Source organism: Paraburkholderia sp., from assembly GCF_024281035.1.
Taxonomy (GTDB): Bacteria; Pseudomonadota; Gammaproteobacteria; order Burkholderiales; family Burkholderiaceae; genus Paraburkholderia.
Window position 1 is genome coordinate 38,672 of sequence record NZ_JAMXLH010000053.1, and the last position, 23,908, is coordinate 62,579.

Consider the following 23,908-nt stretch of genomic DNA (forward strand, 5'->3'; position numbering starts at 1 on the left):
GCAAACATCCACACGGACCTGAATCGAATAACGATGCTCAGACGAAGCGTGCGTCGCCATATACGCGAATCGGCATTTCTATTTCTAAACGTCCGTTTTAAATCGCATCCGTTTGCGGTGCGACGCATTATCGCGCCGGTCCCTGACACTCCCTTGATCGAACACCGATTTACCGTTCTTTTTCCCCGCATTGTCAACCGCCTTGCGCTCCGAAGCGTTTCCTGACTTTACCGGCCCTTTACCAAACCATTACGTTTCGCCGAGCCGCCTCTTGCAAAGCCATCTCACCCCTGCGAAGCACGACGTATAACCCGCGATGTCCGCTCCGGGCAATCCGTTGTGCCACAACGGCCGCACCGAAGCATTGTCAGAACAATCCATGCCCCACTCGCAATCCTCGCGCCTGACGCGTGCTGCCGCCGCACTAAAGCGCCGCGCAGAAGCCCTGCACCTGCAGCGCTTCGTCGCACCGGCGTTCGCGCTCGGCATCGGCGCGCTGCTGCTCGTGGTGTTCCAGCACCTGTCGCAGTCTGTCGACTACCGGTCGGTGATCCGTCACCTCTGGAATCTGACCCCGTCCGAATGGATGGGCGCAGTCGGCGCAACGGCCGTGAGCTTTGTCGCGCTCGTCGGGCGCGATGCGGTCGGGCTGCGCTACCTCGGCGTACGCGTGCCGCGCGGCGCGCTCTGGGTCGGCGCCATCGCCGGATCGGCGCTCGGCAACGTCACCGGCTTCGGCGCGCTCACGGGCGGCGCCGTGCGCTGCCGCGTCTACGGCGGCTCGGGCGTGAGCGCCGCACAGATCGGCCGCATGACCGTATTTACGAGCGCCGCGCTTGCGTTCGCACTCACGCTGATGACCGCGCTCGGCATGGCCGGCGCCGCCGGCACGCTCGCCGGCATGCTGCACCTCGCCCCGGAGAAGCTGCGCTGGATCGGCGGCGCGCTCCTCGCCTTCGGCGCCGCGCTGATCGTTGCATGCCCCACCAGGTCGCGCGAAATCGAACCGTTCGGACGCGCCTGGCTGCGTTTTGCCGTGCCCGCGCGGCGCGACCTCGTCGCACAATTGCTGCTCGCCGCGCTCGACGTCGTGGGCGCCGGGCTCGCGCTCTGGTCGGTGATGCCGCACGCGCAAGTCGCGCTGATCGATTTTCTGACCGTCTATAGCGCCGCGATGCTGCTCGGCCTGATCGGCCACACGCCCGGCGGCATCGGCGTGTTCGAGGCCGCGATGGTCTTCGCGCTCGGCTCCGCTGTACCCGGCTCTCAGGTGCTTGCCGCGCTGCTGGCCTATCGCGCGATCTACTTCGGCGCGCCGCTGATCCTCTCGGCCGCGCTGCTCGCCGCTTTCGAGGGCCGCGCACTCGCGCGTCCCGGCGTGCGCCTCGCGCGCCGCGGCGCGAGCGGCGTCTCGCAGCTCGCCCCGCTCTTCCTCGCCGTCGTCACCTTCGTGACGGGCGGCATGCTCGTGATCTCGGGCGCGACGCCCGCTTTCACGCACCGCATCGCGCTGCTGCAAACCGTGCTGCCGCTCTGGGTGCTCGAAAGCTCGCAACTGCTCGGCAGCCTGTTCGGCGTGCTGCTGCTGTTCGTCGCGCGCGGGCTGCTGCGGCGCCTCGACGCGGCCTGGTGGCTCGCGCTCATGATCGCCGTCACCAACCTCGTGCTCTCGCTCGCGAAGGGTCTCGCATTCGTCGAAGCGGGCATGCTGTGCGTGCTGATCGTGCTGCTCTTCGCCACGCGGCACCGCTTCAACCGCCGTTCGTCGCTGTTCGCCGAGCCCTTCACGACCGGCTGGCTCACCTCCGTGGGCTGCGTGATCGCGCTGGCCGTCTGGGTGCTGCTGTTCGCCTTCCGCGACGTGCAGTACTCGCACAATCTGTGGTGGCAGTTCGCCTTCGACGGACGCGCCCCGCGCGCGCTGCGCGCGACACTCGGCGCGAGCATGTTCGCCGCCGCGCTCGCGGCGTGGCAACTGCTGCGTCCGGCGGCGGGCCGCTTCGTGATGCCCCCGAGCGAAGATCTCGCTGAAGCGGCGCGCATCGTACGCGCGCAGGAACGCAGCGACGCCGGTCTCGCGCTCATGGGCGACAAGAGCTTCCTGTTCGCGGCCGAGCGCAACGCCTTCCTGATGTACGCCAAACGCGGCCGCACGTGGGCGGCGCTGCACGACCCCGTCGGCCCACGCGAGGAATGGCCCGCGCTCGTTCGCGAGTTCGTTGCGCTCGCACACGCCCACGGAGGACGCGCCGCGTTCTACCAGGTGCGCGCCGACGCGCTGCCTCTCTATCTCGACGCCGGTCTCACGCTGATGAAGCTCGGCGAAGAAGCGCGCGTAATGCTCGGCGAGTTCGATCTCAAGGGTTCGCAGCGCGCGCATCTGCGCTATGCGCTCAAGCGCGGCGAACGCGACGGCTTCACGATCGAGCACATCGAATGCGCGCAAATGGACGCCCATCTGCCGACGCTGCGCGCGATCTCCGACGCCTGGCTCGACAGCCGCGATGCGCGTGAGAAAAGCTTTTCGGTGGCCGCCTTCGACGACGACTATCTCGCCGCGCAGTCGGCGCTGCTCGTGCGCCAGCACGGCGAGCCGCTCGCGTTCGTCACGTTCATGACGACCGACCTCAACACCGAGGCGACGGTCGGCGTGATGCGTCATCTGCCCGATGCATCGGCATATACGATGGAATATCTGTTCACGCAGCTCGCGCTGCATCTGAAGGCCGCGGGCTACGAGACGCTGTCGCTCGGCATGGCGCCGCTCGCGGGCATGGGGGCCACGCCGCTTGCCTCGCCATGGCATCGCCTCGCCGGACTGATCTGGCGTTTCGGCGGCAGGTTCTACAACTTCCGGGGCCTGCGCGGCTTCAAGAACAAGTTTTCGCCGCGCTGGGAACCGCGCTATCTGGCCGCGTCGGGCTCGATCAGCGTCTTCATCACACTCGCCGATCTTTCACTGCTGGCTGGAGGCAGTCGTTCATGACCATTCGATTTCCGGCGCTGCCGCGCGTTATCGCCGCGGGCGCTGCCTTGCTCGCCTGCATGGCGGCGCATGCGGCCATCAACACGGCATCAACGCCCGCCACGAACGTGCCCGGCGGCCGCTACGGCGACGTCGCGGTCACGAAGCCTGCCGGCCCCATGCGCGGCTTCGCCGTGCTGTTCTCGGCGGGCGAGCATTGGGCGAGCGACGACCAGACGCGCGCCGATGCCCTCGCGAAACACGGCGCGATGGTCGTGGGCGTGGACACGTCGCGCTATGCGGCGAACCTCGCCGCAGTGAAAACCGAGAGCTGCCACAAGCTCTATAGCGACGCCGAAGCCATCGGCCATCAACTGGAGCGTCAACAGGAATCGAGCCAGTATTTCGCGCCGATCGCCATCGGCAGCGGCGAAGGCGCACTGATCGCCTCGCGCATGCTCTCGCAGGCGCCCGCGAATACGCTCGCAGGCGCGATCTCGCTCGACCCCGCAGCGCGGCTCGACGCGCGCTTCGCGCCGTGCGCAGCCGATCCGAAACTGAGCCGCGGCACGGGACTGCCCGGCTTCTTCGAGCAAGGCGTCACGAGCGGCGGCGCAAATGCGCCGGCAGGCGCGGGCATGGCAACGCCGCACATTTTCGCGCCGAACCTCACGGGCGCCGACAAGCTCGTCTCGCTGGCCGCGCCGCATCTGCGTGTCGTGACCGAAAGCGAGGAGGACATCTCCGATCTGCCGCTCGTCGAATTGCCTGCCGCGAAGCCGACCGACATGCTCGCAATCGTGATTTCGGGCGACGGCGGCTGGCGCGATCTCGACAAGACCATTGCGGAGGCGTTGCAGAAGAACGGCATCGCCGTGGTCGGCTGGGATTCGCTGCGCTACTTCTGGAAAGAGAAGCCGCCCGCGCAGACGAGCCACGATCTCGCGCGCGTGATCAAGGCTTACGCCGCGCACTGGCACGCGAAGCACATTGCGCTCGTGGGCTATTCGTTCGGCGCGGATGTCATGCCGTTCGCCTATAACCGCCTGCCCGATGCGCTGCGCGCGAAGGTGTCGTACATGTCGCTGCTCGGCTTCGCGCCCGACGCCGATTTCCAGATCCGCGTGACGGGCTGGCTCGGCATGCCCGCCAGCGATTCGGCACTGCCCGTGCGGCCTGAACTGGCGAAGGTGCCGCCTGCAATCGTGCAATGCGTCTACGGCGCGGACGAAAAGGACACGCTCTGCCCGGCGCTCGTGAACACGGGGATCGACGTCGTCAAGACGAACGGCAGCCACCACTTCGACGGCGATTACAACGCGCTCGCCACGAGAATCATCGACGGCTGGAAGAAGGAGATCGCCGCGCGCGGGTAATCACACGCGCAGCGCGATCGGGAACCACCGATTGCGCCGCGCCGCACACAGCATCAAATATCGAAGTACAGGTAAAACTCCCATGGATGCGGACGCAACCGGATCGCATCCAGTTCGTGCACGCGCTTGTATTCCAGCCACGTATCGATCACGTCTTCGGTAAAGACGTCGCCCTTGCGCAGGAATTCGTTGTCGGCTTCGAGCGCGTTCAGCGATTCATCGAGCGAACCCGGCACCTGGCGGACGTTCTTCGCCTGCTCGGGCGGCAGGTCATAAATGTTGACGTCGAGCGGATCGCCGGGGTCCGTCTTGTTTTCGATGCCGTCGAGCCCGGCCATCAGCATCGCCGAAAACGCGAGGTACGCATTGGCCGAGGGATCGGGGCAACGGAATTCGACGCGTCGTGCGTTCGGCGAATCGGAGTACATCGGAATGCGCGCGGCCGCCGAGCGATTGCGTTGCGACATCGCTAGATTCACCGGCGCTTCGTAGCCGGGGACGAGGCGCTTATAGGAATTCGTTGTCGGCGCACAGAACGCCATCAGCGCCGGTGCATGCTTGAGCAGGCCGCCAATGTACCAGCGGCAGAGGTTCGACGTGAGCGCCCAGCCGTGAGCGTCGTAGAACAGATTCTCTTTGTCTTTCCACAGGCTCTGGTGGCAGTGCATGCCGCTCGCGTTGTCCGCGAATAGCGGCTTCGGCATGAAGGTCGCCACCTTGCCTTTGCTGCGCGCCACATTCTTGCAGATGTATTTGTAGATCATCACGTTGTCGGCCATCCGCTTGAGCGTGGCAAAGCGCATGTCGATTTCGTTCTGTCCCGCGGTGGCCACCTCGTGGTGATGCACTTCCACCTGCACGCCGGCCTGCTGCAGCATCAGCACGATGGTCGAGCGAATGTCCTGCAGCGTATCGTGCGGCGGCACCGGAAAATAACCTTCCTTGAAGCGCGGCTTGTAGCCGAGATTGCCGCCGCCATACGCGCCTTCGTCGCGGCCGCTGTTCCAGTCCCCTTCGGCGGATTCGACAAAGTAGTAGCCGCTGTGCGCATCCTGCCCGAAGCGGATCGAATCGAAGATGAAGAATTCGAGTTCGGGACCGAAGTAGCAGGTCGTCGCAAGGCCGGTCTGCCGCAGATAATCCTCGGCCTTCTTCGCAACGTAACGCGGATCGCGCGAATACGGCTGGTGCAGCACAGGATCGACCACGTCGCAGATCAACGAGAGCGTGGGCGTCTCGCTCACGGGGTCGATGAACGCGGTGGTCGGATCCGGCTTTAAAAGCATGTCGGATTCCTGAATCTCCTGAAAACCGCGAATCGACGATCCGTCGAAGCCAATCCCGTCTTCGAAAAGACCTTCGTGCACCTCGGGCAATGTGATGGAGAAGTGTTGCCAGAGGCCCGGCAGATCAGTGAACTTGAGATCGACGATCTGGATCTCGCGTTCGCGCAGCAGTTTGATAACCTGCTGCGGCGTTTCGGGACGTGCGACGCGATAACTGCCGGTGTCGACGGATACGCTGAGCGGCGAGGCACCGTGAGGACTGGACATGGGCTTTCTCCCGGTTTGACTACTGATCGTGTGCGAGCGCCTGGAGCCGGGCGTCGCCCGCGTCTTTCGCTGCGCGCTGCGTGGTGTAGGTTTCTTCGGATACCAGCGAGCGCCGGACCTCGCGCGCGTCGAAGTCGACCAGCGTAATGACCCACACCCAGCCGCCAATCTGTTCGGCGGTTTGCACGGATGCGCGCACGTCGCCTTTGCCTTGAGCGTTCATCTGACCTCCGCAAAATCGGCAGGAAACAGATCACAGGTAGCATCGCCCGTACCCGGGACGTGCAGAACACGGGCAATGCAGTCGACGGTCAGCGAATCAGGAGAGCTTGCCGATGATCGCGCCCATTTCGCTCTTGGTGAAAGCGCGCAGCGTTTGCGTGCGGACGTTGCCCGCCGAGCCGAGCGCGAGGCCGAACGCAGTCAGCGACTGCTCGTCCGTCGCTTCGACGATGGCCACAATGTCGTAGTGGCCCAACGTCCAGTAGACCTCTTTCATTTCACAGCCGAAGCCGCGTGCGACTTCCTCGACCTGGCTTGCCCGTTGCGGGCTGTTCTTGATGGTGCGGATTCCCTGATCGGTGAATTGTGCGAGCACTACATACGTTGCCATGACGATCCCCCTTTACGAGTGAACGTGTCGGGATGCGCGCGCAGTGTCTTACGATGCGCTGCGGGCCATCGCAAGCCGGCAGCGCGCGCCATTTCATTTTAGGCAACGCGAACGGACATACCACCGCTCTCTACGCATCTCACACAATCCGCAGACGAAAAAAAACGCCAGCGCAAAGGCTGGCGTCTCATCCATCGGGCGGAAGATTTCGGCTGCGCTTATGCGACCGCCGTGGCCGCCTTCGCGTCCTCTTCCTGATCCGCCGACGAGCGGATCAGATATTCGAACGCACCGAGCGATGCCTTGGCACCTTCGCCCACGGCGATCACGATCTGCTTGAACGGCACCGTCGTCACGTCGCCCGCGGCGAACACACCCGGAACCGACGTCTGCCCTTTCGCGTCGACTTCGATCTCGCCGTGCTTCGACAGCGCGACCGTGCCCTTGAGCCATTCGGTGTTCGGCACGAGGCCGATCTGCACGAACACGCCTTCCAGTTCGAGGTCATGCTTCACTTCCGTCGCACGGTCGAGATACGCGAGGCCCGTCACCCTCTGGCCGTCGCCGACGATTTCAGTGGTCTGCGCGCTCACGTGCACGGTGACGTTCGGCAGGCTGCGCAGCTTGCGTTGCAACACTTCGTCCGCGCGCAGTTGCGCGCCGAATTCGAGCAGCGTCACGTGGCTCACGATGCCCGCGAGGTCGATGGCCGCCTCGACACCGGAATTGCCGCCGCCGATCACCGCCACGCGCTTGCCCTTGAAGAGCGGACCGTCGCAGTGCGGGCAGTACGCCACGCCCTTGTTGCGGTATTCCTGCTCGCCCGGCACATTCACGTTGCGCCAGCGCGCGCCCGTCGCGAGCACCACGCTCTTTGCGCGCAGCGTCGCGCCGCTCGCGGTGCGGATCTCGATGGCCTTGTCGCCCGGCACGAGCGCCTCGGCGCGCTGGAGATTCATGATGTCGACGTCATAGGCGCGCACGTGCTGCTCCAGTGCCGCCGCGAATTTCGGCCCTTCCGTTTCCTGTACCGAGATGAAGTTCTCGATTGCCATGGTGTCGAGCACCTGGCCGCCGAAGCGCTCGGCCAGCACGCCGGTACGAATGCCCTTGCGTGCGGCGTAGATGGCTGCCGCCGCACCGGCGGGTCCGCCGCCGACGATCAGCATGTCGAAAATGTCCTTCGCGTCGAGCTTCTCTGCCGCGCGAGCGGTGGCGCCGGTATCGAGCTTCGCGAGAATTTCTTCGACGCCCATGCGGCCCTGGCCGAACACTTCGCCGTTCAGATAGATCGTCGGCACGGCCATGATCTGGCGCTGCTCGATTTCACCCTGGAACAGCGCACCATCGATCGTGACGATCTTCACGTTCGGATTGAGCGTCGCCATCGCATTGAGCGACTGCACGACTTCCGGGCAGTTCTGGCACGACAGCGACATATAGACTTCGAACGCGAACACGCCGTCGAGCGCGCGCACCTGTTCGATCACTTCGTTGTCGAGCTTCACCGGATGGCCGCCCACCTGCAGCAGCGCGAGGACGAGCGACGTGAACTCATGGCCCATCGGAATGCCTGCGAACGCAACCTTGACGTCCGCATTCGCACGCCTGATTTCGAACGAAGGCACGCGCGCGTCGCCCGTTGCGGCGCCACGGCGTTCTTCATAGCGGATGCGATCGGACAGCGTAGCGATGTCCTGCAAAAGCGCCTGCAGTTCCTGCGACTTCTCGCCATCGTCGAGGTACGCAACGATCTCGAGCGACTGCGTGATCTTTTCCAGGTAGCTTTTAAGTTGAGTCTTGAGATTGGCGTCGAGCATGGCGATTTCCGGCGGAGGATGAAGCAGGGAGGGGAATGCCTGATGAGGCGTCCGGGCCGCAAGCCGCAATGGCGCGGCCCGGAGGTGATACAGCCGTCGCGGCCGCGATGGCCGCTCAGGCTTTACTGCGTGTTTTACGGCTTGTAAAGCGCTTAGATCTTGCCGACGAGGTCGAGCGACGGCTTCAGCGTTTCAGCGCCCGGCGTCCACTTGGCGGGGCAGACTTCGCCCGGATGCGACGCGACGTATTGCGCAGCCTGCACCTTGCGCAGCAGTTCCTTCGCGTCACGGCCGATGCCGTTGTCGTGGATTTCGCACAGCTTGATGTCGCCTTGCGGGTTGATCACGAACGTGCCGCGCAGTGCGAGGCCTTCTTCTTCGATCATCACTTCGAAGTTGCGCGTGATTGCACCGGTCGGGTCGCCCACGAGCGGGTACTTGATCTTGGCGATCGTATCCGACGTGTCGTGCCATGCCTTGTGCGTGAAGTGCGTGTCGGTCGAGACGCCGTAGATTTCGACGCCCAGCTTCTGGAATTCAGCGTAGTGATCGGCCAGATCGCCCAGTTCCGTCGGGCACACGAACGTGAAGTCGGCCGGGTAGAACACGACAACAGACCACTTGCCCTTGAGGTTCTCTTCCGAAACCGGAACGAACTCGCCATTGTGATAAGCGGTGGCCTTGAACGGCTTGACTTGCGTGTTGATGAGAGACATGCGTTGCTTCCTCGCTCTGGGTTGGAATGGGTTGGAAAAGGTATGGGCACAATTTACGTGAATTGGACCCGTTTGATAAATTGGTTGCTTTGATCGCGGGTATTGGCAATTGCTATCGACCTTCGAATGGGCCGCTATCACCGTGACCGTACACGCTAGACGCAACGGATGCGCGCAACGGGTGTGAGCAACCAACGGGGCGTGAGGATACAACGAAACTGCGACATTACGCCTCATTGCTCCGCTATTTTTTGTAAATCGCGCTTGCATGCTGCGCGCGACAACAATGGCCGCATCAAAGCGCGCCGCCGCGCGCGGTCGCTGCACGCGCCGTAAGACGCTCTCGCAGAAATTGCGTCAACGCGCGGATCGTCACAGAAGTTTCGCGATGCCGCGGATAAACCGCATGCAGCGCGACGGGCGGCGGAATGAACGGCGTGAGCACTTCGACCAATAGCCCCGCATCGACCGATCCCGCGACGATGAAATCCGGCAGATACGCGATACCGAGTCCGGCGATGGCCGAGTCGCGGATCACTTCGCCGTTGTTCGCCCGCAGCGGGCCTTGCACATCGACTGACGTGTCCACGCCGTCAACAACGAAAGCCCACGCCGCGCGTCCTTGCTGCCCGTATGGCAAGCACGCGTGCTGTGCGAGATCGGCGGGCGTCGCGGGTGCCTGGCGACGGCGACGGTAACCGGGGCTGCAGCACGCGATCATGCGCACGTCGATGAGCTTTTGCGCGACGAGCGTCGAATCCTGCAAACGCCCGATGCGCAGCGCCATGTCGAATCCCTCGCCGATCACGTCGACCGTGCGGTCGCTCAGATCCATGTCGAAGCGCACATCTGGATGCGCGCGCAAGAATTCGGCGACGAGCGGCGACAGATGCGCCATGCCGAACGACATCGGCGCGCTCACTCTCAGCAGCCCGCGTGGCTCGGTGCGGCGTGCGGACATCGCGCGTTCGGCCTCGCCCACGTCCGCGAGAATGCGCTTCGCGCGCTCGTAAAAGTCCTGGCCAAGCTCCGTGACCGCCACATTGCGCGTATTGCGCACGAGCAGCCGCACGCCGAGGCTCCCCTCCAGCGCGGCCACGCGCCGGCTCACGAACTGCTTCGACAGGCGCAGCCGGTTGGCCGCGGCCGTGAAATTGCCCGCGTCCACGGCTGCGATGAAGATCCGCATGTCGTCGAATTGCATGGCCATTGTCCACTTAATGGTGACAGTGAGTCGTATTTTACGGCAATTAGACGCAATCTGATTGACCTACACTACGCCTCACGCATTCAGGCAACTCAGCCTGACAACATCACTGGAGGTCGAAATGATTGAACTTCGCAAGGCAGATCAGCGCGGTCGCGGCGAACACGGCTGGCTCAGCTCGCGTCACACGTTCTCGTTCGCGAACTACTACGATCCGAAGCAGATCGGCTTCTCGGATCTGCTTGTCATCAACGACGACCGCGTCGCCCCGGCTCGCGGCTTCGGCAAGCACCCGCACCGCGACATGGAAATCTTCTCGTACGTGCTCGAAGGCGCGCTCGAGCATAAGGATTCGATGGGCACCGGCTCGGTGATCGTCCCCGGCGACGTGCAGCTCATGAGCGCGGGCACCGGCGTTACGCACAGCGAGTTCAACCATTCGGCGAACGAACCCGTGCACTTTCTGCAGATCTGGATCGCACCGAATGTGAAAGGCGCGCAGCCGCGTTATGCACAGAAGAATTTCACCGATGCCGAAAAGCAAGGCAAGCTGCGGCTCGTGCTCTCGCCGGACGGCGCCGAGGACTCGCTTGAGATACGCCAGGACGCGCGCGTCTATGCAGGCCGCTTCGACGGTGCGGAAAGCGCGAAGCTCGCCATCGGCGCGGACCGCTTCGCTTACGTGCACGTCGCACGCGGTAGCGTGAGCGTGAACGGCGTTGCGTTTGGCGAAGGCGATGGCGCGCGCATCCGTAACGAACGCGAACTGACGTTCAGCCAGGGCGACGACGCCGAAGTGCTGGTCTTCGATCTTCGCAACATGGAATCGTCGGAATTCTGGTCGTAACGTGTAATCGCGGCGTGGCATTGCCGCGTGGAATTGCATAGTCTGTATGAGAGGCCCGCACGGGCCTCTCTTTCAGCAGGCTTCATATCGTCAGAAAAGAACTGAAACAACGTCATCCCGTCGGAGGGAAACAACATGCGATACAACCTGTTCGGCCAGGGTAACGACGCGGTCCTGCTCGTGTCCCGCATCCTGCTTGCTACGCTGTTCGTCCTGTTCGGTTGGCAAAAGCTCACCGGCTTCACGGGCACCGTCATGTACATGGCGCACGTCGGCGCACCGGTGCCTACCGTTTCGGCGGTCATTGCCGTCGTCATGGAATTCTTCGTCGGCGTGCTGATCGTCGTGGGTTTTTACACGCGCCCGCTCGCCGTGCTGCTCGCGCTCTATACCATCGCCACCGGCTTGATCGGCCATCGCTTCTGGACCGAGACCGGCATGGCGCAAATGGGCGACATGATCAACTTCTACAAGAACGTCAGCATCGCGGGCGGACTGCTCGCGCTCGCCGTGGCCGGGCCCGGACGCATCTCGCTCGACCGGAAGTAATCGCCTGCCCGAGCGCATTCGCGCTCCCCTCCCGCAAGGCGCGATACGCTTGACGCATCGCGCCTTTTTCGTTGCTGTTGCATGGGACGCCTGCACCGCGCGCCTGCTCTGCGCTGCTGCACTGCGGTAAAGCGCGGCCCTGGCATTGGGCCTGAAACGACGTCTTCTGCGCTACCATCCCTAACGTCACCCAACACAAAAACACAGGGAGGGAGGCACGACATGTCCACGGCCACGCCTGACACAGCGCCGGGCTTCTACCAGCGCCACCTCAAGGACCTGCTCGCCGGCTGCGCAATCGCCGGCCTGCTGCTGCCCGAAGCCGTTGCGTACGCCAATATCGGCAACGTGCCGCCACAAGCCGGTATCGTCGCGTTGCTCGCGGGCCTCGTGCTCTATGGCGTGATCGGCAACAGCCGCTTCGCCGTTGTGTCGTCAACGTCTTCATCGGCTGCCGTGCTCGCCGCCGTCACGCTCTCCGCATCCGGCGGCGACGCCGCCACGCGGCTCCTGCTCGGCGCGGGCATCATCATCATGGCCGGCCTGTTCTTCCTCGTCGCAAGCGCCGCGCGCCTTGGCAACATGTCCGATTTCATCGCCAAGTCCGTATTGCGCGGCTTCACGTTCGGGCTCGCCATCACCATCGTTCTCAAGCAGTGCGGACTCGCGCTGCGCGTGAACCCCGTGCACTCCGACGCGCCGCGCTATCTGTGGGGCCTGCTCGAAACGTCGAAGCAGTGGAGCCTCTACGGCGGCGCACTCGCCATCGTCGCGCTCGTCATTCTGTACGGACTCAGACGCTGGCCGCGCGTGCCTGCCACGCTCGTCGTGATCGTGCTGTCCATCGCGCTCGGCTATGCCGTCGATCTCTCGCACTACGGCATCGTGCAGGTGGGTGAGATCGACCTCGCGCACATCGGCTTCGGTCTACCCGATCTCGAACGCACTCAATGGCTGCGCTGCGGCGAGCTGGCCTTCGCGATGATGTTGATCGTCTATGCCGAGTCGTACGGCTCGATACGCGGCTTCGCACTGAAGCACGACGATCCGTTCTCGCCGAACCGCGATCTCGCCGCACTCGGCGCGAGCAATCTCGTCTCCGGCCTCTTCGGCGGCATGCCGGTGGGCGCCGGTTATTCGGGGACCTCCGCCAACGAGGCTGCGGGCGCGCAGACGCGCGTGGCAGCGTGGACCGCCGCCGCGGTCATTGCATTGATGGTCGCGCTCCTGCTGCCGCAAATCGCGCATATTCCCGAGCCGGTGCTGGCCGCGATCGTGATTCACGCGGTAAGCCACACGATCAATCCGCACGTATTCGCGCCGTATCTCAAGTGGCGACGCGACCGCTTTCTCGCGCTCGGCGCGTGTCTTGCGGTGCTCTTGCTCGGCGTGCTGGACGGCCTGCTGCTCGCCATCGCCGTGAGCCTGCTCTGGACGCTGCGCAATCTTTCGGAGCCGAAGGTGAGCGTGCTGGGGCGGCTCGGCGATACGCACGATTTCGTCGATACGCGCAGCCATCCGGATGCCCAGCCGGTGCCGGGCATGATCATCGTGCGGCCAGAAGCGCCGCTCTTCTTCGCCAACGTCGAGCGCGTGCTCTCGCATCTGCGCATGCTCACGGCGAAGCACGACGAGACCATGCGGCACACGATCATCAGCCTCGAAGAATCGGCCGATATCGACGGCTCGACCATCGAGGCCCTGCAGACCTACGCCGCCGAAGTCTCACGAGACGGCCGCCAGCTCGTGCTCGCGCGCCTCAAGCCGCGCGTCTTGCACGTGCTCACGCGCGCGGCGACCGACGCGCTGCCCGTTGCGGCGCTAAACGAACTGAGCGTGGACGTCTGCGTGCATTCGTTACTCGATGCGCAGACAACGACTCATTGAAGCGAGGTTTTGTCGCCGGCTGCGGAAATTTGATCAAATTTACTTCCCCCAATCTCCCGTGCGATGATTTGATCAAATCGTGACGCGCATCGCAGGCAGGCGGCGCGCGTCCAAAAAAAAGCACACAGGAGACACCCATGCCAACCCGTCAACGCGTGAACCGGGCGCGCGCGCAGCGCGTTCTTGCACGCGAGCGCGAAGCCTTCATCGCGGCCCGCCCGAAGTCGCAGGCGCTTTCGGCGCGCGCGGCGCAGCACCTGCTGTTCGGCGTGCCGCTGCACTGGATGAACGACTGGTCGACGCCGTTCTCGCTCTATGTCGAAGCTGCCCGCGGCGCGACGTTCACCGATGCCGACGGCCATCGCTACGCCGACTTCTGCCTCGGCGACACGGGCGCGATGTTCGGTCATGCGCCGGAACCGGTGGCGCGCGCCATCGCGGCGCAGGCACAGCGCGGCTTCACGACCATGCTGCCGGGCGAGGACGCCGCAGCCGTGGGAGAAGCACTCGCACAGCGCTTCGGCCTGCCGTACTGGCAGTTCGCAATGACCGCGAGCGACGCGAACCGCTTCGCGCTGCGCTGGGCGCGCGCGGCGACGGGACGCAGGCACATCGTCGTATTTAACGGCTGCTATCACGGCACGGTGGACGACGTATTCGTCGATCTGATCGACGGCGTGCCGACGCAGCGTGCGAGCCTGCTCGGCCAGGTGCACGATCTGCTGCCCTTTACGCGCGTGGTCGAATTCAACGATCTCGACGCGCTCGACAAGGCGCTCGCCGATGGCGAAGTTGCCTGCGTGCTGGCCGAACCGGCAATGACCAACGTCGGCATGGTGCTGCCCGAGCCCGGCTTCTGGCGCGAAGCCCAGGCGCTCATGCGCCGCCACGGCACGCTGCTCGCCATCGACGAAACCCACACGATCAGCAGCGGACCACGCGGGTACGCGCGCGCGCACGACATCGAACCCGATCTCTTCGTGCTCGGCAAACCGGTGGGCGGCGGCATGCCGTGCGCGGTCTACGGCTTTTCCGCCGAGCTTGCCGCGCGCGCGCAGCAAGCGAAGCTCGACGCGCCGCCCGGCCATTCGGGCATCGGCACGACGCTCACGGCAAACATGCTGTCGATGAGCGCAATGCGCGCAACGCTCGCAGAAGTGATGACCGAGGCGGCCTACGAGCACATGTTCGCACTCGCGCAACGCCTGGCCGTTGGGCTTGCGGCGACGATCGCGCGCCATGATCTGCCGTGGTGCGTGACACGCGTGGGCGCGCGCACCGAATTCCAGTTCTGCGCCACGCCGCCGCGCAACGGCACCGAAGCGCGCGCCGCGATGGACGACGAACTCGAACACATCGTGCATCTGTATCTGCTGAATCGCGGCGTGCTGATCACGCCGTTCCACAACATGATGCTCGTGTGTCCGGACACGACGGCCGCCGACGTCGACCGCCTGCTCGAAGCCTTCGACGCATGTTTGACGGAACTGACATGAGCCGCACCACGTTCACCACGCCCGACACGCTCACCACGTCGCGATGAAAACACGCGCCCACCAATCGTTGCAGGACGAAACCTACGCGACGCTGCGCCGATGGCTGAGCCTCGGACGCTTCGTGCCCGGCGAGCGGCTGCGCATCCACGCACTCGCCGAACAACTGGGCGTCGGCGAGATGCCGGTGCGCGCGGCGCTCGTGCGTCTTGCGGCGGAATCCGCGCTCGTGAGCGTGCCCAATCGCGGCGTGCTGGTGCCGCAGCTCACGCGCGCGCAATTCGACGATGCGTTGAACGTGCGTGTGATGCTCGAAGGCGAAGCGGCGAGCCTCGCTACGCCCCGGCTCACCGACGACGAGATCGCGCAACTCGACGCACTCTGCGCGCACATGGGCGAGGCGCTTGCGCAAAACAGGCGCACACGCTATCTGGACGCCAACGAGGTGTTCCACCTCGTGCTGTACCGCGCATGTGGCTCGCCGCTGCTGGTCGATCTGATCGAGACTGTCTGGCTGCAAGTCGGGCCGATCTCGAACCTGCTGTTCGACGACAGCGGCTTCGCGGCCACGCTCAACGACGCTCACGACGGCCTGATGCGGCGGCTCAAGCGCCGCGACGCCGAAGGCGTGCGGCACGCAATCGAACGCGAATTGCGGCACGCGGCGCAGCAGTTGCATAAACACTGCCTGCCTGATGCAGTGGGTAACGGCGCGGACTACAGCGCGGCCAACGGCGCAGGCGACACGCAAATCATTGCCCACGCCGGTCGGCCCGCACGGCGAAGCGCCACGCCCGCGAAGCTGCGGACTTGATCTCCCTGGCCGCACGCGACCCGCAAGGCGCGCGCGGCCGCTCCCAACCATGGGGAAATAGTCCAACTCCGCTCGCGCACGAATCGGTGCGCGATTCGTGGTGATTTTGCGGCGATAATCACGCCTTCGCGGCAACAGCCAAGCACGCTGCGCCGCACGGCGCAACGGCTGTACAGCCAGCGTCGACGCATGCACGAAATCGTGCGACACTCACGCGCCGCGCGGCCATCCGGTCGCGCACCCGGCGCCCACAGCCCCCCTCGCACGCACTATGAACACCCCTTCCCAATCTTCTGTCCCCGCCACCCCGAGCGCTTCGTCGCGCAAGGCGATGACGCTGCTGCTGTTCCTCACGCTGATCGGCGCGAGCGGCGTTGCGGTGTCGCTCGTCGCACGGCTTTTCCTCTGAACGCGGCCATCCGCCCGCCAGTCCGCTCGTTCCCCCGTTTTTGCCCATGTACAAGAAAGGCGTTGCCCTCGAAATCCAGTTCTCGCCCGAACGCCTGAATGACGGCGCAGGCGACCCCTACTGGATCGACCTCACCGCCGACGAAGCCGCCCGATTGCTGGAAGCGTTGCAGACGCAACTGAGTGCGCGCGCAGGCGGCACGTCGGCACCGCGCGTCGTCGCGCTCGATGCGCCGCGCGCGAAGGATGCCGATGCGGCGTCCGACGACGCACACAACGGCGCCGCGAACGCAACGGCTGCCGAAAGCGGCTTCAAGCAATGGGTTTGCGTGATCTGCGGCTGGGTCTACGACGAAGCGGCGGGTGCGCCCGACGACGGCCTCGCGCCGGGTACGCGCTGGGCGGATGTGCCCGGCGAATGGCGCTGTCCGCTTTGCGACGTCGGCAAGGACGATTTCGCGCTGGTCGAGTTCTAGGCGTTGCCGCGCGAGGCGCACGGGCTACCCAGCCTACGAGCGGCTTTCAGGGTCCGAGTAAAAAACAGACGCTTGCGTCATGCAAAGCGGAACCGAACTACAATGCATGCCGTCCGATGCATTGCTGTGTGATCTGGTCCGAACATGTTCCGCTTTCCGAGATTTTCCCTGTATCCGCTGTGTCCGTTGCTGGCCGCGGTTGTCGTCGCATTGAGCGCGTGCTCGTCGCCGAAACCGAAATTCCAGGACGACCAGTTGCTGAGCAGCGCACCCAACCAGTTCTCGCGCAGCTTCAACTACGCAAGCGGCGACGCCTGCGAAGCGTCGCGCCGCGCCCTCCTGAGCCAGGGTTACATGACGACGCTGGGGCACGACGGCACCGTCGATGCCTCGAAAAACTTCCAGCCCGAGAGCGATTCGCACATCGTGGTTGAAATCCACGTGGTCTGTACGGATGGCGACGCGGCGAACTCGAGCATGGTCTACGTGAACGCCGTGCAAAACGGCTTTGCGCTGAAGAAGAGCGATACGTCGGCGAGCGTGGGATTGTCGATTCTGGGGTCGGTCTCGCTGCCGATCCGCTCGAACAGCGACGCGATGGTCAAGATTTCGAGCGAAACGATCCAGTCCAGCAAGTTTTACGACCGTTTCTTCGAACTGGTCGGGAGCTATCTGGGTGCGGCCGCACGTAGCGAAGCCGTACCGGATACGGCGAAGATCAAGGTCACGCCGCTGCCGCCGCCCGTCACTGTGCCGGCTGCCGCGCCGCATCCGGCGGCGCCGAATACCGCTGCAACGGCTGCATCGGCTGATCCGGCGTCCCTGCTTCAACCCGTTGCAACAGGCGTGACGCCTCAAACGGCGCTCGCGCCCGTCACGGCACCGCGCGCCACCGGCGCAGCGGTGGCGGCCAGCGACGCAGCCGCGGCAACGCACGTTGCCGCCGCTTCCGCGGCAGCCAGCGCGACGACGCTGGCGTCCACGCCCGCCACAACGGCTCCGGCTCCCGCAGCTCAAGGCGGCAGCAGCACGCCAAGTGCAGGCGCAACCGGCAGCAGTAACGCGACAACGGGCGCTGCGCCGGCTTCAGCAACGCCTGCGACGCCGTAACCGGCTCAAGCACTTCAAGCGCCCCAAGCACCCCAAGCGCCTTCAATCTCCGCAACGCTACGGCGCCAGGTGAGCGCCCACTCGCGCGCTTACGCCCGTGCGCTGCGGGGCGGCGTGTTCTTGCGCACTCTTGCGCTTAGCTACGTGCTTAGCGCAACCCAACCATCAGCGCGCCCATACCCACGAGCAAACTGCCCATCAGCCGGTTCACCGCGCGCACGCGCCTGGGCCTTTGCAGCGTGTGGCGCAGCCGGTGCGAGAACAGCGCCATCGATGCCACGCCGAAAGCGAACAGCATGGCAAACGTCACCGCCAGCAGCAGAAATTGACGGTTTTCGCTCCAGTGCGCGTCGGCGCGCATGAACTGCGGAAAGAACGACGGAAAGAACAGCAGCGTCTTCGGATTGAGCCCTGAGGTCGCGAAGCCGCGCCAGAACAGATCGCGGCGGCTGTCGCCCGATGCATCGTCGCTCGCCTGTGCGCCCACCAGTGCGCCGCTGCGCCATTGCTTGAAACCGAGCCAGACGAGATAAGCCGCACCGAGCCAGCGCAGCACGGTGAGCGAGTGCTCACTGATGAGAAGCAGGGAATTGAGGCAGAGCGCCGTTACCGTGAGCTGGAGCAGTACGGCAACCGTGCTGCCCCAGACACAGGGCAGCGCATCGCGCCAGCCGGCCTGGAGCGCGTGGCTCATGGTCATGACGTTGACGGGACCGGGCGTGTAGACGAGCACAAGTGCGGCGGCAAGAAAGGACAGATACAGCTGGATCGACATCGTTGTGGTTCTGCAAGACAGGCAAGGGAATCGGCGTGTGAATGCCTTCACGCCCTCCGGACGGTCCGCCGCGGCTTGTGGCTGCGGCGGCGCGCCCCGCGCAGGCGAGGTGGCCGCGCGGATCGTGCCGGGGCATGAAGGCACGCCGGAAAATATACCGGCCGCACCGCTGTAAAGGCTTCCTGTTTCTGTGCCGCTTCGGGCAAAATGCAGAACGTTCTTCCGCAGTAAATCGTATTAACTGAACAGAATTCTTTTTCACCATGATCGCCCGCGAACGCCCCGCCCGAACACTCGACGGCCAGGATCACAAGATCCTGCGCGCGCTGCAAACGAATGCACGCCTGTCCAACGCCGAACTGGCCGAACAGGTCGGCATGTCCACCACGGCGTGCTGGAATCGTACGCGCCAGCTTGAAGCGGATGGCTATATCGACGGCTATGTCGCCCTCGTGAACCAGAAAAAGCTCGGCTACGCGGATATCGTGATTCTGGAAGTGACGCTCGACCGCCACGAGGACGATGCCCTCGCCCGCTTCGGCGAAGCGCTCGCGGCGCTGCCCGAGGTGCTGGAGGCGTATCTCGTCTCGGGCGAGTACGACTACTGGATCAAGGTTGCGGTCGACGGAACCGCCGGATATGAGCGCTTCCTGCGCGAGAAGCTCTATCGCATCGCAGGCATCCGGCACAGCCGGTCGATGTTCGCCTTGCGCTGCATGAAAGACGTGCCGTCGATGCAGGTGTAGGCCGCACGTCTGAAGCTATCGATTCGCGTCTGGAATCGTTGCGCGCGCAATTTCGATGATGGTTTTCCCCATCGGACACGCGACCAGCGTTATCGCCTGTTTAGCCGCTATACGCCGCCTTCGGGCGCTTTCGCGACATCGCCGTCGCTGCGCGCCTGCGCGTCGCGCATTTTCTCGAGCGCCTTCGGCCCGAGGCCGAGCGCCACGGCAATCGCGAGCGCGTCGATCACCGCGAGATGCGCGATGCGCGAGACACCCGGCGCATGCGGCTCCGCCGCAGCGGGCACGCGCAGCAGCAGCGGAATATCGGCCACCCACGCGAGCCGCGAACCGGCATTCGTGAGCGCGATGGTCGTCGCGCCGCGCTCCTTCGCAATCTGGATGCTCTCGTTCACCTCGACGCTGCGCCCCGACTGCGAGATCGCGAATGCCACGTCGCCGGGTTCGAGCAGCCCTGCGTAGAGCCGCTGGAGATGCGCGTCGGTGAACGCGCTCGCGGCGATGTCGAGCCGCAGCATGCGCAGCGCCGCATCCTGCGCGACCAGCCCCGAGCCCGCACCCACGCCGAAGAAGTACACGCGCCTTGCGCTGCCGAGCGCCGCCACTGCCGCCGCGAACACGGCCGGATCGAGCGACGCGCGCGCGTGCGCGACACCTTGCACGACCGACTCGGTCACCTTGTCGAGCAGCGTGCCGATCTCGTCGCCGCTCTCCACACCCGAAGGCGACGCATAGGGCACACCGCCCGCCGCGCTCTGCGCGAGCCGCATCTTGAAGTCGCGCAGGCCGTGCGCGCCCACCGCCCGGCAAAAGCGCGTCACCGAAGGCTCGGACACGTCCGCGCGCTGCGCAAGCTCGGTGATGCTTGCGCGCATGGCGAAGTCGATGTCGCCCAGCACCATGTCGGCGACCTTGCGCTCGGCGGGCCGCAGCGACTCGGCGACATCGCGGATGTGATGGATCAGATTGGAGACCGGCAAGCTGGATTTCCCGTGGATTGGCCGATGAGCCCCGATGAGCCCCGATGTGCCCACAATGCTCGGTTTCGAATTCAGTCGCTATCGAGCCGCTTGCCGCTTTCGGTGTCGAACAGATGCAAATGCGCGAGAGGCAGACCGAGCGTCATACGCTGCCCCGGCTCGACTTGCGGCCGCGCGCGCGTGGTGACGCACCAGGTTGAGCCGCCTATTTTCCCGTACATATGGGTCTCCGCGCCAGTCGGCTCGATCACGTCGACGTTGAATGGCACCTCGCCGCCCGCCTCGATATGCTCCGGCCGGATCCCGAGCGTCACGCGCGCGCCTTGCTGCGCCCGGCCTTCGGGAAGCGGCACGCGCAAGCCGTCTTCGAGCACGAGCGCCGTGCCGCGCGCATCGCTCATCACCGTGCCCTGCGCGAAGTTCATCGACGGCGAGCCGAGGAAGCTCGCGACGAACAGGTTGCCCGGCCGGTCGTAAAGATCGAGCGGGCGGCCGATCTGCTCGATGCGGCCCGCGTTCATCACGACGATGCGGTCGGCCATCGTCATCGCCTCGATCTGGTCGTGCGTCACGTAGACGACCGTATTGCGCAGGCGCTGGTGCAGCGCCTTGATTTCCGTGCGCATCTGCACGCGCAGCTTGGCGTCGAGGTTCGAAAGCGGCTCGTCGAAGAGAAACAAAGCGGGGTCGCGCACCACGGCGCGGCCCATCGCCACGCGCTGACGCTGGCCGCCCGAGAGCGCGCGCGGCAGGCGTTCGAGATAGCTCGACAGATTGAGCATCTTCGCGGCCGCCTCGATGCGCGGCTTGAACGTGTCCTCGCGTTCCTTGCGGATGCGCGGGCCGAACGCGATGTTGTCGTACACCGAAAGATGCGGATAGAGCGCGTAACTCTGGAACACCATCGACACATTGCGCTGCTGCGGCGGCAGGCCGTTCGCGCGCGTGCCGCCAATCGTGAGATCGCCGCCGCTGATGTCTTCGAGACCGGCGATCATGCGCATGAGCGTCGTCTTGCCGCAACCCGATGGGCCGACCAGCACGACGAACTCGCCGTCCTCGATGTCGAGGTCGACGCCGTGCACGACCTGCGTTTCGCCGTAGCGTTTGTAGATGCCGTTCAGTTGTACCGCTGCCATGCTTGCCTCGTTCGCTGATTGCGCGTGCGCGCGTGTGTCCTGCCGATTGTTGTTCGGACCCTGCTCCGAACGCTTCAGAGCGGGTCGAGCGTCAGTTCGTTTGCCATGATCCGGTTGCCCGCCATGAGGCCCGCGTCCACCGGCAGCGCGACGCCCGTAATCACGCGCGCCTGCGGCGACGCGAGAAACAGGACCGCGTCGGCGATGTCCTCGGGCGTCGCCACGTCGCCGAGCGGATACCACTTCTTCAGTTCCTCGAAGATCTGCGGACGCTGTGCGACACGCGCCTGCCACGCAGGCGTCTTCACCGTGCCCGGGCACACGAGATTCGCGCGGATGCCGTACTGCCCCAGTTCGATCGCCAGCGCCTTCGTGTAGCTCACGAGCCCCGCCTTCGCCGCGCTATAGGCGGGATGCCCGAGCGCAGCGAGTCCGTTCACGGAGCCGACCAGCACGATCGCGCCGCGCCGCCGCTCGATCATCGACTGACGGACCGTTTCGACCGTGTAATACGTGCCGTTGAGATTCAGGTCGATGTCGCGCCGCCAGCCCGCCGCGTCGGTGCGCGCGAGCGTCGTGCCGAGCGCGCCGCCCGCATTCGCCACGACGACGTCCACCGGCCCGCGCGCGGCCACTCCGGCCGACACGGCAGCGGCGAGCGCGTCGGCGTCGCTCACGTCGGCAACGAGCGCCTCGAGCCGTTGCGCACCCCATTGCGTACGCAACGACTGCACACCCGCCTCGTTGCGATCGAGCGCAAGAACCGTATCGCCCGCATCGAGAAACTGTTTGCACAGCGCACGGCCGATCCCGCCGCTCGCGCCCGTCACCAGCACCACCCGGCTCATATTCGACTCTCCAGAAGGCTCGCCAGCCTTACCCTCATACCTGAAAATTTCCTACACACTACTTAAAAACCGCGTATCGGCGTCCGGGTTAACACGCACTGGATTTTCTGCTGCGACGCAAGATTTCTCCCGGTTTTACAGTATGTTAGGCAATACGCCGAGGGGAAAACAATATCGCGTTTACCAGGTGACAACGCTTTTTTCATCCTGTAGGATTTTTTCAAACAACGCAACCCAGCGCCGGGGCCACGGCGGCGGCAAAGCAGGGCATAACCACTACAGGAGATAGAGAATGTCGTTTCAGCAACGTGCATCCACCATGCTCGGCAAGCTTGCCGTCGCACTCGCCTTTGCGGGCATCGCGGTCGCGGCGCACGCCGACACCGTTCGCGTGACCGTCGCGCACTACAGCGACGCCACCGCGCCGTACTTCGAAAGAATGGCCAAGCAGTTCGAGGCCGCCAATCCCGGCACGACGATCAAGATCGAAGACGTGAACTGGGACTCGCTGCAACAGAAACTGCAAACGGACATCGCAGGCGGCGCGAACGCGGACGTCGCGATCATCGGCACGCGCTGGTTGCTCGACTTCGTGAAGGACGACATCGCCGAGCCGCTCGACGGTTACATGGACGCGAACTTCAAGGCGCGCTTCATCGGCCCGTTCCTGGCACCGGGCGAAATCAACGGCAAGCTCTATGGCCTGCCGATTGCCGCTTCGGCGCGCGCGCTTTACTACAACAAGGACATGCTCGCTTCGGTGGGCTATCCGAACGGTCCGAAGAGCTGGAATGAAGTTGTCGACGCATCGAAGAAGCTGAAGGCCAAGGGCATTGCCGGCTTCGGTCTGCAAGGCAAGGAAATCGAAACCGACGTGTACTTCTACTACGCTCTGTGGACCCACGGCGGCGAAGTCGTGGGCAAGGACGGCAAGGCGGCGTTCAATTCGGCGGAAGGCGTGAAGGCCGCGACGCTCTACAAGTCGATGATCGACCAGGGCCTCACGCAGCCGGGCGTGACGGGCTACAGCCGTGAAGACGTGCAGAACCTCTTCAAGCAGGGCCGCGTGGCGATGATGATCTCGGCGCCGTTCCTCGCGAAGCAGCTCAAGAAGGAAGCCCCGAACATCCATTACGGCATCGACGCGATCCCGGTCGCCACGACGCCCGCGACCTACGCGGTGACCGACTCGATCATGATGTTCAAGAACTCGAAGGTGAAGAAGAGCGCCTGGAAGTTCCTCGACTTCCTGTTCACGAAGGCGCCGCGCGTGGAGTTCACGAGCACGGAAGGCTTCTTGCCGACGACGAAGGCTGAAGCGGCCGACCCGGCGTTCAAGGATGCGGACACGCAGGCATTCATCGCACTCCTGCCGCACGCACGCTTCGCGCCGACCGTGACGGGCTGGGAAGACACCGCGAAGGCCGTGACGAACGCGATGCAGTCGATCTACCTCGGCAAGGCCAAGCCCGCCGATGCGCTGAACCAGGCCGCAACCGAAGCGAACAAGTCGCTCGGCAAGTAAGCACCGCGTGCCTCTGGCGCTGACCGTCGCGCATGCGGGCATGGCTCGCATGCGCGACGCT

General features: G+C 64.7%; 22 protein-coding genes. 12 read left to right on the forward strand and 10 right to left on the reverse strand.

Annotation, left to right across the window (positions count from 1 at the left end; translation table 11 throughout):
- The first annotated feature begins 379 nt into the window (after positions 1-379).
- Positions 380-2,986, forward strand: a complete 2,607-nt coding sequence (gene mprF / locus Q0L30_RS18515) for a bifunctional lysylphosphatidylglycerol flippase/synthetase MprF (protein WP_296659474.1) — start codon at positions 380-382, stop codon at positions 2,984-2,986.
- Complete coding sequence (locus Q0L30_RS18520; RefSeq protein ID WP_296659477.1) at positions 2,983-4,341, forward strand: AcvB/VirJ family lysyl-phosphatidylglycerol hydrolase; 1,359 nt, start codon at positions 2,983-2,985, stop codon at positions 4,339-4,341. The genes mprF and Q0L30_RS18520 overlap by 4 nt, the downstream gene beginning before the upstream one ends.
- 53 nt (positions 4,342-4,394) lie before the next feature.
- Here Q0L30_RS18520 and glnA read toward each other — a convergent pair whose 3' ends face one another.
- The 6 genes from glnA to Q0L30_RS18550 form a co-directional block, all read right to left on the reverse strand.
- Positions 4,395-5,894, reverse strand: coding sequence for a type I glutamate--ammonia ligase (gene glnA, locus Q0L30_RS18525; RefSeq protein ID WP_296659479.1), 1,500 nt, complete (start codon positions 5,892-5,894; stop codon positions 4,395-4,397).
- Between the two features lie 19 nt (positions 5,895-5,913).
- Complete coding sequence (locus Q0L30_RS18530; RefSeq protein ID WP_296659482.1) at positions 5,914-6,117, reverse strand: hypothetical protein; 204 nt, start codon at positions 6,115-6,117, stop codon at positions 5,914-5,916.
- A 96-nt stretch (positions 6,118-6,213) separates the two neighbouring features.
- Complete coding sequence (locus tag Q0L30_RS18535) at positions 6,214-6,507, reverse strand: GYD domain-containing protein (protein ID WP_293038295.1); 294 nt, start codon at positions 6,505-6,507, stop codon at positions 6,214-6,216.
- Positions 6,508-6,725: 218 nt separating this feature from the next.
- On the reverse strand, positions 6,726-8,327 hold the full coding sequence (ahpF, locus tag Q0L30_RS18540) for an alkyl hydroperoxide reductase subunit F (RefSeq protein ID WP_296659488.1): 1,602 nt from the start codon (positions 8,325-8,327) through the stop codon (positions 6,726-6,728).
- A gap of 152 nt (positions 8,328-8,479) precedes the next feature.
- The gene (gene ahpC / locus Q0L30_RS18545; protein ID WP_296659491.1) at positions 8,480-9,043 is read right to left on the reverse strand and encodes an alkyl hydroperoxide reductase subunit C; all 564 of its coding nucleotides are present in this window, start codon (positions 9,041-9,043) and stop codon (positions 8,480-8,482) included.
- A 295-nt stretch (positions 9,044-9,338) separates the two neighbouring features.
- On the reverse strand, positions 9,339-10,247 hold the full coding sequence (locus Q0L30_RS18550) for a LysR family transcriptional regulator (protein WP_296659493.1): 909 nt from the start codon (positions 10,245-10,247) through the stop codon (positions 9,339-9,341).
- A gap of 124 nt (positions 10,248-10,371) precedes the next feature.
- Between Q0L30_RS18550 and Q0L30_RS18555 the strand changes: the two genes are divergently transcribed.
- The 8 genes from Q0L30_RS18555 (at position 10,372) to Q0L30_RS18590 (ending at position 17,834) form a co-directional block, all read left to right on the forward strand.
- On the forward strand, positions 10,372-11,097 hold the full coding sequence (locus Q0L30_RS18555) for a pirin family protein (RefSeq protein WP_296659496.1): 726 nt from the start codon (positions 10,372-10,374) through the stop codon (positions 11,095-11,097).
- Positions 11,098-11,232: 135 nt separating this feature from the next.
- The gene (locus Q0L30_RS18560) at positions 11,233-11,646 is read left to right on the forward strand and encodes a DoxX family protein (RefSeq protein ID WP_296659499.1); all 414 of its coding nucleotides are present in this window, start codon (positions 11,233-11,235) and stop codon (positions 11,644-11,646) included.
- A 222-nt stretch (positions 11,647-11,868) separates the two neighbouring features.
- Entirely contained in the window at positions 11,869-13,533 is a 1,665-nt protein-coding gene (locus Q0L30_RS18565; protein WP_296659501.1) for a SulP family inorganic anion transporter, read from the forward strand.
- A gap of 137 nt (positions 13,534-13,670) precedes the next feature.
- On the forward strand, positions 13,671-15,029 hold the full coding sequence (locus tag Q0L30_RS18570) for an aspartate aminotransferase family protein (protein WP_296659505.1): 1,359 nt from the start codon (positions 13,671-13,673) through the stop codon (positions 15,027-15,029).
- A gap of 43 nt (positions 15,030-15,072) precedes the next feature.
- Entirely contained in the window at positions 15,073-15,840 is a 768-nt protein-coding gene (locus Q0L30_RS18575) for a GntR family transcriptional regulator (protein WP_296659508.1), read from the forward strand.
- Between the two features lie 271 nt (positions 15,841-16,111).
- Positions 16,112-16,249, forward strand: coding sequence for a hypothetical protein (locus Q0L30_RS18580; RefSeq protein WP_296659510.1), 138 nt, complete (start codon positions 16,112-16,114; stop codon positions 16,247-16,249).
- Between the two features lie 46 nt (positions 16,250-16,295).
- A complete protein-coding gene (locus Q0L30_RS18585; protein WP_296659513.1) occupies positions 16,296-16,724 on the forward strand; it encodes a rubredoxin in 429 nt (142 codons plus the stop codon).
- 144 nt (positions 16,725-16,868) lie between these two features.
- The gene (locus tag Q0L30_RS18590) at positions 16,869-17,834 is read left to right on the forward strand and encodes a DUF2242 domain-containing protein (RefSeq protein WP_296659515.1); all 966 of its coding nucleotides are present in this window, start codon (positions 16,869-16,871) and stop codon (positions 17,832-17,834) included.
- A 148-nt stretch (positions 17,835-17,982) separates the two neighbouring features.
- On the opposite strand, the gene Q0L30_RS18595 is transcribed toward Q0L30_RS18590, so the two are convergent.
- Positions 17,983-18,609 carry a LysE family translocator gene (locus tag Q0L30_RS18595; RefSeq protein ID WP_296659518.1) on the reverse strand — a complete coding sequence of 209 codons (627 nt, stop codon included), beginning with the start codon at positions 18,607-18,609 and terminating at the stop codon, positions 17,983-17,985.
- 263 nt (positions 18,610-18,872) lie between these two features.
- Between Q0L30_RS18595 and Q0L30_RS18600 the strand changes: the two genes are divergently transcribed.
- The gene (locus Q0L30_RS18600; RefSeq protein ID WP_296659520.1) at positions 18,873-19,355 is read left to right on the forward strand and encodes an Lrp/AsnC family transcriptional regulator; all 483 of its coding nucleotides are present in this window, start codon (positions 18,873-18,875) and stop codon (positions 19,353-19,355) included.
- Between the two features lie 107 nt (positions 19,356-19,462).
- On the opposite strand, the gene Q0L30_RS18605 is transcribed toward Q0L30_RS18600, so the two are convergent.
- The 3 genes from Q0L30_RS18605 to Q0L30_RS18615 all read right to left on the reverse strand — a co-directional run bounded on the left by Q0L30_RS18605 (position 19,463) and on the right by Q0L30_RS18615 (position 22,322).
- Positions 19,463-20,335, reverse strand: coding sequence for a MurR/RpiR family transcriptional regulator (locus tag Q0L30_RS18605; protein ID WP_296659523.1), 873 nt, complete (start codon positions 20,333-20,335; stop codon positions 19,463-19,465).
- 71 nt (positions 20,336-20,406) lie between these two features.
- Complete coding sequence (locus tag Q0L30_RS18610) at positions 20,407-21,474, reverse strand: ABC transporter ATP-binding protein (protein ID WP_296659525.1); 1,068 nt, start codon at positions 21,472-21,474, stop codon at positions 20,407-20,409.
- A gap of 74 nt (positions 21,475-21,548) precedes the next feature.
- Positions 21,549-22,322, reverse strand: coding sequence for an SDR family oxidoreductase (locus Q0L30_RS18615; RefSeq protein ID WP_296659528.1), 774 nt, complete (start codon positions 22,320-22,322; stop codon positions 21,549-21,551).
- A 292-nt stretch (positions 22,323-22,614) separates the two neighbouring features.
- Between Q0L30_RS18615 and Q0L30_RS18620 the strand changes: the two genes are divergently transcribed.
- Entirely contained in the window at positions 22,615-23,847 is a 1,233-nt protein-coding gene (locus tag Q0L30_RS18620; protein WP_296659532.1) for an ABC transporter substrate-binding protein, read from the forward strand.
- Positions 23,848-23,908 lie beyond the last annotated feature (61 nt).

Excerpts from the sequence above, each read along its gene's own strand:
- mprF (WP_296659474.1), top strand. The coding sequence starts at position 380 with ATGCCCCACTCGCAATCCTCGCGCCTGACGCGTGCTGCCGCCGCACTA.
- Q0L30_RS18520 (WP_296659477.1), top strand. The coding sequence starts at position 2,983 with ATGACCATTCGATTTCCGGCGCTGCCGCGCGTTATCGCCGCGGGCGCT.
- glnA (WP_296659479.1), bottom strand. The coding sequence starts at position 5,894 with ATGTCCAGTCCTCACGGTGCCTCGCCGCTCAGCGTATCCGTCGACACC.
- Q0L30_RS18530 (WP_296659482.1), bottom strand. The coding sequence starts at position 6,117 with ATGAACGCTCAAGGCAAAGGCGACGTGCGCGCATCCGTGCAAACCGCC.
- Q0L30_RS18535 (WP_293038295.1), bottom strand. The coding sequence starts at position 6,507 with ATGGCAACGTATGTAGTGCTCGCACAATTCACCGATCAGGGAATCCGC.
- ahpF (WP_296659488.1), bottom strand. The coding sequence starts at position 8,327 with ATGCTCGACGCCAATCTCAAGACTCAACTTAAAAGCTACCTGGAAAAG.
- ahpC (WP_296659491.1), bottom strand. The coding sequence starts at position 9,043 with ATGTCTCTCATCAACACGCAAGTCAAGCCGTTCAAGGCCACCGCTTAT.
- Q0L30_RS18550 (WP_296659493.1), bottom strand. The coding sequence starts at position 10,247 with ATGCAATTCGACGACATGCGGATCTTCATCGCAGCCGTGGACGCGGGC.
- Q0L30_RS18555 (WP_296659496.1), top strand. The coding sequence starts at position 10,372 with ATGATTGAACTTCGCAAGGCAGATCAGCGCGGTCGCGGCGAACACGGC.
- Q0L30_RS18560 (WP_296659499.1), top strand. The coding sequence starts at position 11,233 with ATGCGATACAACCTGTTCGGCCAGGGTAACGACGCGGTCCTGCTCGTG.
- Q0L30_RS18565 (WP_296659501.1), top strand. The coding sequence starts at position 11,869 with ATGTCCACGGCCACGCCTGACACAGCGCCGGGCTTCTACCAGCGCCAC.
- Q0L30_RS18570 (WP_296659505.1), top strand. The coding sequence starts at position 13,671 with ATGCCAACCCGTCAACGCGTGAACCGGGCGCGCGCGCAGCGCGTTCTT.
- Q0L30_RS18575 (WP_296659508.1), top strand. The coding sequence starts at position 15,073 with ATGAAAACACGCGCCCACCAATCGTTGCAGGACGAAACCTACGCGACG.
- Q0L30_RS18580 (WP_296659510.1), top strand. The coding sequence starts at position 16,112 with ATGAACACCCCTTCCCAATCTTCTGTCCCCGCCACCCCGAGCGCTTCG.
- Q0L30_RS18585 (WP_296659513.1), top strand. The coding sequence starts at position 16,296 with ATGTACAAGAAAGGCGTTGCCCTCGAAATCCAGTTCTCGCCCGAACGC.
- Q0L30_RS18590 (WP_296659515.1), top strand. The coding sequence starts at position 16,869 with ATGTTCCGCTTTCCGAGATTTTCCCTGTATCCGCTGTGTCCGTTGCTG.
- Q0L30_RS18595 (WP_296659518.1), bottom strand. The coding sequence starts at position 18,609 with ATGTCGATCCAGCTGTATCTGTCCTTTCTTGCCGCCGCACTTGTGCTC.
- Q0L30_RS18600 (WP_296659520.1), top strand. The coding sequence starts at position 18,873 with ATGATCGCCCGCGAACGCCCCGCCCGAACACTCGACGGCCAGGATCAC.
- Q0L30_RS18610 (WP_296659525.1), bottom strand. The coding sequence starts at position 21,474 with ATGGCAGCGGTACAACTGAACGGCATCTACAAACGCTACGGCGAAACG.
- Q0L30_RS18615 (WP_296659528.1), bottom strand. The coding sequence starts at position 22,322 with ATGAGCCGGGTGGTGCTGGTGACGGGCGCGAGCGGCGGGATCGGCCGT.
- Q0L30_RS18620 (WP_296659532.1), top strand. The coding sequence starts at position 22,615 with ATGTCGTTTCAGCAACGTGCATCCACCATGCTCGGCAAGCTTGCCGTC.